Here is an 8,055-nt window from a genome sequence, read left to right as displayed (position 1 = left end):
GCGACGCCGGCTTCCGCCCGGTGGAGCGCAACACCCGCTACGAGGCGATCCGCGAGTACCCCGGCCCCGACCCCGAGCGCCGCGAGTCCCCCCAGGCGATGCGCCTCTGAGTGCGTCCGCGCGGGCCGAGTAGGCCTACGGGCGGCGGCGGGGATCCGGGGGGAAGCGTGCGCTTCGACCTGGATCCCGCCGTCACGCCCGAACTCCACGACGGACTCTGCACGTTGTGGGCGGACGTCTCCCACGCGGGCGGCGCGGTCGGCTTCGTCCCGCCGGTGACCCGCGAGGACATTCGCCCCTTCCTGCTCGGCAAGCTGACGGCGCTGGTCGAGGGCCGCGAGCGGCTGCTGGTCGGCCGCGACGACGGTGGCCGGGTCCTGGCCACGGCCTACCTAGCACCCAGCACCCACCCCCTGATGCGGCACTGGATCTGGGTCTACACCGTGATGGTCCACCCCTCGCTCCAGGGCCGGGGCGTCGGCCGCCGGCTGATGGCCGCGGTCGACGCCGCCGCCCGCACTCTGGACGGCATCACCGCCCTCCGCCTGACCTGCCGCGGCGGCAGCGGCGCCCGCCGGTTCTACGAGGCCTGCGGCTACCAGGAGGTCGGCCGGGTGCCCGGCGCGATCAAGGTGGCCGAGGGCGACTTCCGCGACGAGATCATGATGTGGCGGCAGCTGGGCTGAGGCGCGGGCCGGCGCCGGCGGCCGGGGGCCCGGAAGATCGCCCCTGTCGCTGTGCTTGACTGGAAGGCGACCCTTTCGGCTGCCGTTGAGAAGAAGGTCCCGTCCGTGAGTAGCCACAAGTTCGCCACGCTCCGCTACACCGCCCTGCGCATCGGGCTGTTCGCCGCCTGCTTCGCGGTGGTGTGGGCGCTGGCCTACTTCCGCATCATCCCGCTCGCGGTGGGCGCGTCCAACACGGTCTGGATGCTGCTGCTCGCCATCGTGATCTCCGCGCCGCTCAGCTTTGTGCTGCTGCGCAAGCAGCGGGACGCGATGTCCGAGCAGATCGTCGCCAAGGTCGACCGGCAGCGCGAGCGGCTGGCGGCCAACGCCAGTCAGGAGGACGGCTCGCTCTGAGGCCGTCCGGGGAGGCCGGTGCGCGGCGGGCGTCGGCCCGCACACCGGCCCCGTAAGGGTGCAGACCCCCGTCCCGTAAGGGTGCAGACCTCTCTGTCCGACGCCTCACAGTCGCCGCAGGTGCCACAGGCGCCCGTTTTTGGAGTTGTGCTCCAAAGACGGGCGCCTTTCGCGTTGTCGGCGGCCACATCGTCCGCTCCGCGCCCACAGATCCCAAAGATTTTCTTTGGGTTCCTCAAAGTTCAAGTGTTAATGTGCTCGCCATGAAGACCGCAGCCGCGCCTCCGTCCCCCATGAGCGTTCCGCTCGTGGCGCGCCTGCACGTCGATCTTTGCCGCTGTCTGTCCGCGGCCTGTCGCTGCCGCTGACCGATCTCATCCAGCGGCCGGAGATCCTGTCGGAAAGCACGGACCTCCTGGCGCTCGTTCACGCCGACTTCATGTCTCATCTGTCCCCGGAGTGTGTCCGTTGTCCACGTCTGCCGAGACCCCCGAGTCCGCACAGACCCCCCAGGCCACCAAGGCCTCCCGTATACCCAAGGTCCCGTTCTGGGCCCAGATTCTCGCCGGCCTCGCCCTGGGCGTCCTGCTCGGCGGGATCGCCAAGAACGGCGACGTCGGCTGGCTGACCGCCACCCTCCAGCACCTCGGCGACCTCTTCGTCCAGCTGCTGAAGCTGGCCGTTGCCCCGCTGGTGTTCTTCGCGATCCTGGTGTCGATCACCAACCTGCGGCAGGTCAACAACGCCGCCCGGCTCGCCACCCGCACCCTGCTGTGGTTCATGGTCACCTCGCTGATCGCGGTCGCGATCGGCCTGGCCATCGGCCTGCTCACCCACCCCGGCGCGGGTACCGGCCTGACCCCCAAGGACGGCAAGCTCCCCGACCACGCGGGCTCCTGGATCGACTTCCTGACCGGCATCGTCCCCACCGACATCATCACGCCGTTCACCGAGCTCAACGTCCTGCAGATCGTCTTCATGGCGGCCGTCGCCGGTATCGCCGCCCTCCAGCTCGGCGAGAAGGCCGAACCGGTCCTGGCCCTCAGCCGCTCCGTGCTGGAGCTGCTGCAGAAGGCGCTGTGGTGGGTCATCCGGCTCGCCCCGATCGGCACTGTCGGCCTGATCGGCAACGCCATCGCCACCTACGGCTGGAACCTCATCGGCAAGTACGCGACCTTCACCGTCGACATCTACGTCGGCTGCGCGCTGGTCCTGTTCGGTGTCTACCCGCTGCTGCTGTCGACCGTCGCCAAGGTCAACCCGCTGCAGTTCTTCCGCGGCGCCTGGCCCGCCATCCAGCTGGCCTTCGTCTCCCGCTCGTCGGTCGGCACCATGCCGGTCACCCAGAAGGTCACCGAGCGGCTCGGTGTGCCGCGGGAGTACGCCTCCTTCGCGGTGCCGTTCGGCTCGACGACCAAGATGGACGGCTGCGCCTCGATCTACCCGGCGATCGCCGCGATCTTCATCGCCCAGATCTTCGACGTGCACCTCAGCGTCGCCGACTACGTCCTGATCGCCTTCGTCTCGGTGATCGGTTCGGCCGCCACGGCAGGTCTGACCGGCGCGACGGTCATGCTGACCCTGACCCTCTCCACGCTGGGCCTCCCGCTGGAGGGCGTGGGTCTGCTGATGGCCATCGACCCGATCCTGGACATGATGCGTACGGCCACCAACGTGGCGGGCCAGTCGGTCATCCCGATCCTGGTCTCCGCCAAGGAGCAGATCCTGGACCGCGAGGCCTACGCCAGCGCGAAGAGCATCAGCCTGGCAACGGCTGCTGACGACGCGGAGGAGGCGGAGGAGAAGGTGCTGGCAGCTGCCGCTGCCTGACGTCATACGCCGCGCGCGGCTGTGCCCCGGCCTTTCCGAGGGTGGGGCGCAGGTGCGCGGGCCGGGAAGCGGGAAGCAGGACCGCTTCCTCGGGCTCCCACGGGGCCCTTCTGCGCGCACCGGAAGCATTTGACGCTGAGCCCGCGAGGGAATCTGATAGACGGTAGGGCTCATCTGCGTTAGAGGTCTTTCCTGCTCGGCCTGGCCTCGTGGCTGTCTGGATCCTTCAGGACACGCTCCGAGTGAGAAAGCCGCTGATCATGACTGGACAAGCTCCTGAACAGGCCCTGGGCGCCCTTGCACACGGCGAGCACCCGGTCTTCGAGCAACTCGCGAGGATGACCATCGAAACGCTGCCGAATTCCGGCCTCGATGAGCGCACCTACCACCTCGTACGGCTGGCCGCGCTCATCGCGATGGACGCCGCGCCTGCCTCGTACCTGACCAACCTCACCGTGGCGAAAGAGGCCGGCCTGACCGTCGAAGACGCAAAGGCCGTCTGTGTGGCGATCGCGCCGATCGTCGGCAGCGCCCGGGTGGTCGACGCGGCCGGCAGCGTTCTCCGTGCGCTCGGCTTCGCCGAACTCGTCACCGAGATGGACGCGTGACGGCGCTGGTGGCCGGGGTCCTGGACCGCGAGGCCGCCGCCCGCGCCACCAGCATCCGCACCGGCAAGACCGAGGCCGTCGGCGGCACGGCCGCCGCACCGGAGACCGGACCGGAGACCGCATTGGAGACCGCACTGGTCCCGGCCGCGGCCGACGGCTGACCCGCGCACCCTGCCGCCCCGCGGCTGCGCCCCCTTCGCGGCCACGACGCGCGGCCACCGCAGGCGTCCCCGCCGCCGGGGCGTACCCCGGGCACGCCCCGGTCGGTACCGCACGGCTGGCGGGGCGCCGTGTTGGGGCCCGTGCCCCTTGCTGGTCAGCCCGCCGCGATCGCCCCCGTGTGGGCGAGGACCGCGTGGGCGAGTGGCTTCAGGACCGCCGGTGGCAGGGCGTGGCCCATGCCGGGGATCTCGACCACCCGGGCGCCGTTGACGCACTGGGCGAGGTGCTGGGGGTGCGGCGGCGGGAACACCGGCTCGGCGGGTGCGGAGATCACCAGCGTCGGTACCTCGTTCCGGGCGAGCTGCTCGGTGCGCAGTAGGCCGCTGTGGTCCGCCCGGCCGTGTGCGGTGCTCACGCGGTAGTGCCCGGTGTGCTCGATGACCCGCTCTTCGAGGGCGCGGAAGTGGTCCGCGTCGAAGGGGAGTTGGTCACCGGCGAGTACCCGCCAGTGTTCGATCCGGCGCTCCACCTCCGCCGCCCGGCCGTGATCCTCGATCGGGCGGGCCCACATCTCCAGGACCTCGGGCGCGATACCAGGGAGTTCGTCGACCGGGACGGTGCCGCCGTCGGGCCTGGTGTAGGGGGTGATGCTGAGGGCGCAGGTGCCCATGAGAGTGGCGCTGAGTGCGCGGTCGGGGTGGTCGGCGAGCACCAACTGGGACAGCATGCCGCCCAATGACAAGCCCACGATATGCGCCTGCCCTATGCCAAGCCCGTCCAGGACGGCGATCGCGTCCTCGGCGAGATCCGCGATCCGGTACGGCCGTTCCTCGAACGGCCAGGTGGAACGGCCGGTGTCGCGGTGGTCGTAGCGGATGACCCGGTGGTGCGCGGCCAGCATGTCGACGAACGGGTCGGGCCAGCCGACGCCGGTGGCCTGGGCGCCCATGATCAGCAGCAAGGGGGGTGCCGAGGCGGCACCGCGCTGCTCGGTCCACAGGCGGATGCCGGGGGCGGCGTCGATGTACTGCTGCACGGTCTGTCCTCCGGGGGCCGATGACGTGACGAGACGGTTCGTCTCGTCTGATGATGAGACGCATCGTCTCGTTTACGTAGGAGGGCTGTCAAGGAGTGACGGGGCGCGGGGGGCGAAGATCGTAAACTTACTTTGCAGTAAAGGGGCGGGATGGAGGGGTATTCAGGGTGGGAGCTGTGAAGAGCAAGCGGGTGCCACGCGCGGTCCGGGAGCAGCAGATGCTCGATGCCGCGGTGCTGACATTCGCGCGGCGCGGCTATCGGGCGGCCTCGATGGACGAGATCGCCGAGGCGGCCGGGGTCTCCAAGCCGCTGGTCTATCTGTATCTGCACTCGAAGGAAGAGCTGTTCAGCACGGTGATCCGGCGGGAGCGGGCGGCGCTGGTGGCGGCCGTGACGGCGGCCGTCGAGCCGGGGGAGGCGGCCGACCGGCAGCTGTGGAACGGCCTGACCGGCTTCTTCGCGCACACCGCGGAGAACCCGGAGGGCTGGGCCGTACTCCACCAGCAGGCCCGGACCCACGGCGAGCCCTTCGCCCTCGAAGTCGCCGCGATGCGGGCGGAGATCGTCGCCTTCGTCACCGAGCTGATCGGTATGGCCGCCAAGGAGGCCGGCTGTGCCGGGGAGTTGGCCGAGCGGGAGGTGGCGGGCCTGGCGCACGCCCTGGTCGGCGCGGCCGAGTCGCTCGCCGAATGGGCCAACATCCGTACCGACGAAGGGCCTTCGGGGCGGCCGGAGCACCCGGCGGCGAAGGACGCCGCGGCCACCATGATGAACTTCGCCTGGGCCGGGCTCGGCCGCCTGATGGACGGCGAACGCTGGACCCCCGGGGGGCTCACCGGCCGCCTTGCGCAGCGACGTGCCGAGCGGTTCGCGCACTGACGGACGGACCGGCTCGCGGATTGAGGGGCGGGCCGGCTCGCGGGTTGACGGGCGGGCCGGCGTGCGGGCTGAGGGGCCGCCGGTCCGTGCTTCGGTGCGCGGGGTGGCGTACCGGTCGACGTGCCAGCCCGCGCACCGGCCGGCGCACCGGCCCACGTACTGGCTGACCCGCAGGCCGGCTCGCCGACCCTCGGGGCCGGGGCTCCACGGCCCCAGCCCCGAGCGCGTCGCGGACCGCTGGTGCCCCGAAGCCCCGCCCCGGAATTGCCGTGATGAAGGGTGTGCGCGGGCATTGGCCGGCTGCCGGCCCTCGCGTACATTGACCCGGCAGTAAGGTTACTGCCGGGTCAATGTGCGGGGTCGACTCCGCGGCCGCGGCAGCCAGTTGGACCGCACGGACGCGGTGCCCCGCGGCGGCCGGCGGTCGTGACCGCACTCCACAGGAGAGCGAGGAGCCGCTCGTGTCCCAGCAGGAAAGTGCACCCACCGCCGCGCCCGACGGCAGCCCCGCCCCCACCCTCGTGGCGCCGCGGACGACCATCATCGACGGCGAGGTCCGAGAGGTCCGCGTCCCCCCGCTCGCCCCGCCCGTCGGCCACGGCTCCCTCGGCGACCTGCCGTTCACCAACGCCGCCGAAGCCCCCGCCGACGTCGTCCTCGCCCGCAAACAGCCCAGCGGTACCTGGCGCGACCTGACCACCGCCGAGTTCGCCGCCGAGGTGCGGGCCGTCGCCAAGGGGCTGATCGCGCACGGCCTCCGTCCCGGCGACCGGCTGGCGATCATGGCCCGTACGACCTACGAGTGGACCCTCGTCGACTTCGCCGCCTGGGCCGCCGGCCTGGTCACCGTCCCCCTCTACCCGACCTCCTCCGCCCACCAGGCACAGGCGATCCTGCACGACTCCGGCGCCCGCGCCTGCGTCGTCGAGAACGTCGAGGAGACCCGCCTGATCACCGGGGTGCGCGGTGCACTGCCCGCCCTGGACCACCTCTGGCAGTTCAACACCGGCGCGGTCTCCCAGCTCATCGCCGCCGGCCGTGGCCTCCCCGACGGGACGGTGGACGAACGCCGCGCCGCCGTCAGCCCGTACGACCTCGCCACCCTCATCTACACCTCGGGCACCACCGGCCACCCCAAGGGCTGCGCCCTCACCCACGCCAACTTCTTCGCCGAGGTCGACAACGCTGTCGCCCTGCTGCACCCCGTCTTCCGTTCGGTGAGCCAGGAACCCGCCTCCACCCTGCTGTTCCTGCCGCTCTCCCACGTCTTCGGCCGGATGGTCGCCGTCGGCTGCCTGCGCGCCCGGGTCCGCCTCGGCCACGCCCCCAGCATCCAGACCGACGACCTCCTCGCCGACCTCGCCGGCTTCCGGCCGACGTTCCTCCTGGCCATCCCCTATGTGCTGGAGAAGGTCTACAACACCGGCCGCGCCACCGCCGAGAAGATGGGCCGGGTCGCCTCCTTCGACCGCGCCGCCCGGATCGCCCGCTCCTACGGCGAGGCCGTCGAGGCGCAGGACCACGGCACCGGACCCGGCCCCGGCGTCACCCTCAAGGCCGCCCGCAAGCTCTACGACCCCCTGGTCTACCGCCGCATACGGGCCGCCCTCGGCGGCAAGGTCCGCCATGCGATCTGCGGCGGCTCCCCGCTCGGCCACCGCCTCGCCGCCTTCTACTCCGGCGCCGGCATCGAGATCTTCGAGGGCTACGGCCTGACCGAGAGCACCGCCGCCGCCACCCTCACCCCGCCGCTCCGCCCCCGCCTCGGCACCGTCGGCTGGCCGCTGCCCGGCACCGCCGTACGCATCGCCGACGACGGCGAGATCCTGCTCCGCGGCGGCCATGTCTTCGCCGGCTACTGGGACGCGACCCTGGGCGCCGCCCGCCCCGCCACCGACGCCCACGGCTGGCTGGCCACCGGCGACCTGGGCTCCCTCGACGACGACGGCTACCTGACGATCACCGGCCGCAAGAAGGAGATCATCGTGACGACGGGCGGCAAGAACGTCGCCCCGGCTCCCCTGGAGGACCGCCTCCGCTCCCACCCGCTCATCGGCCAGTGCATGGTCATCGGCGACAACCGCCCGTACATCACGGCACTGATCACCCTCGAACCCGACGGCCTCGCCCACTGGCGCCAGACGCACAAGAAGCAGGACCTGCCGCTGGCCGAGCTCGTCCACGACGAACGGCTCCGCGCCGATCTCCAGCGCGCCGTCGACGACGCCAACGCCCTGGTCTCCCGGGCCGAATCCATTCGCCGCTTCACGGTGCTCCCGGTGGACTTCACCGATCAAACCGGGCATCTCACGCCCTCTCTCAAGCTGCGACGGGCCGCCATCGCCAGAGATTTCGCCAAAGACATAGCAGCCCTTTACGAAAGGACGTGACATCCTCTGGAGCGACGGCCCCCGGCGCGTCACACTGGAACCCCGTGTCACCTCTGTGGGGGAGGT

General features: G+C 71.3%; 8 protein-coding genes. 7 read left to right on the top strand and 1 reads right to left on the bottom strand.

What is annotated here, in order from left to right; genetic code table 11:
• Window positions 1-167 precede the first annotated feature (167 nt).
• From AB0G84_RS11450 to AB0G84_RS11430, 5 genes are all read left to right on the top strand, one after another.
• Window positions 168-686: a GNAT family N-acetyltransferase gene (locus tag AB0G84_RS11450; protein WP_361318549.1), complete on the top strand. Its 519-nt coding sequence runs from the start codon at window positions 168-170 to the stop codon at window positions 684-686.
• 105 nt (window positions 687-791) lie between these two features.
• The gene (locus tag AB0G84_RS11445) at window positions 792-1,082 is read left to right on the top strand and encodes a DUF4229 domain-containing protein (RefSeq protein ID WP_361318547.1); all 291 of its coding nucleotides are present in this window, start codon (window positions 792-794) and stop codon (window positions 1,080-1,082) included.
• 468 nt (window positions 1,083-1,550) lie between these two features.
• Window positions 1,551-2,912: a dicarboxylate/amino acid:cation symporter gene (locus AB0G84_RS11440; RefSeq protein WP_361318545.1), complete on the top strand. Its 1,362-nt coding sequence runs from the start codon at window positions 1,551-1,553 to the stop codon at window positions 2,910-2,912.
• 260 nt (window positions 2,913-3,172) lie between these two features.
• Window positions 3,173-3,520, top strand: coding sequence for a carboxymuconolactone decarboxylase family protein (locus AB0G84_RS11435; protein ID WP_361318543.1), 348 nt, complete (start codon window positions 3,173-3,175; stop codon window positions 3,518-3,520).
• The gene (locus AB0G84_RS11430) at window positions 3,517-3,681 is read left to right on the top strand and encodes a hypothetical protein (RefSeq protein ID WP_361318541.1); all 165 of its coding nucleotides are present in this window, start codon (window positions 3,517-3,519) and stop codon (window positions 3,679-3,681) included. The genes AB0G84_RS11435 and AB0G84_RS11430 overlap by 4 nt, the downstream gene beginning before the upstream one ends.
• A gap of 155 nt (window positions 3,682-3,836) precedes the next feature.
• Here AB0G84_RS11430 and AB0G84_RS11425 read toward each other — a convergent pair whose 3' ends face one another.
• Complete coding sequence (locus tag AB0G84_RS11425; protein ID WP_361318539.1) at window positions 3,837-4,718, bottom strand: alpha/beta fold hydrolase; 882 nt, start codon at window positions 4,716-4,718, stop codon at window positions 3,837-3,839.
• A 167-nt stretch (window positions 4,719-4,885) separates the two neighbouring features.
• Between AB0G84_RS11425 and AB0G84_RS11420 the strand changes: the two genes are divergently transcribed.
• The gene (locus AB0G84_RS11420) at window positions 4,886-5,599 is read left to right on the top strand and encodes a TetR/AcrR family transcriptional regulator (protein ID WP_361318537.1); all 714 of its coding nucleotides are present in this window, start codon (window positions 4,886-4,888) and stop codon (window positions 5,597-5,599) included.
• 539 nt (window positions 5,600-6,138) lie between these two features.
• Complete coding sequence (locus tag AB0G84_RS11415; RefSeq protein ID WP_361318599.1) at window positions 6,139-7,989, top strand: AMP-dependent synthetase/ligase; 1,851 nt, start codon at window positions 6,139-6,141, stop codon at window positions 7,987-7,989.
• Window positions 7,990-8,055 lie beyond the last annotated feature (66 nt).

The sequence above is a fragment of the Streptomyces sp. NPDC020742 genome (genome assembly GCF_040641675.1).
GTDB lineage: Bacteria > Actinomycetota > Actinomycetes > Streptomycetales > Streptomycetaceae > Streptomyces.
The sequence above is the reverse complement of the archived record's forward strand: the minus strand, read 5'-3'. Positions and strand labels throughout refer to the sequence as shown.

Coding starts and splice junctions, on each gene's coding strand:
- AB0G84_RS11435 (WP_361318543.1), top strand. CDS start 3,173: ATGACTGGACAAGCTCCTGAACAGGCCCTGGGCGCCCTTGCACACGGC.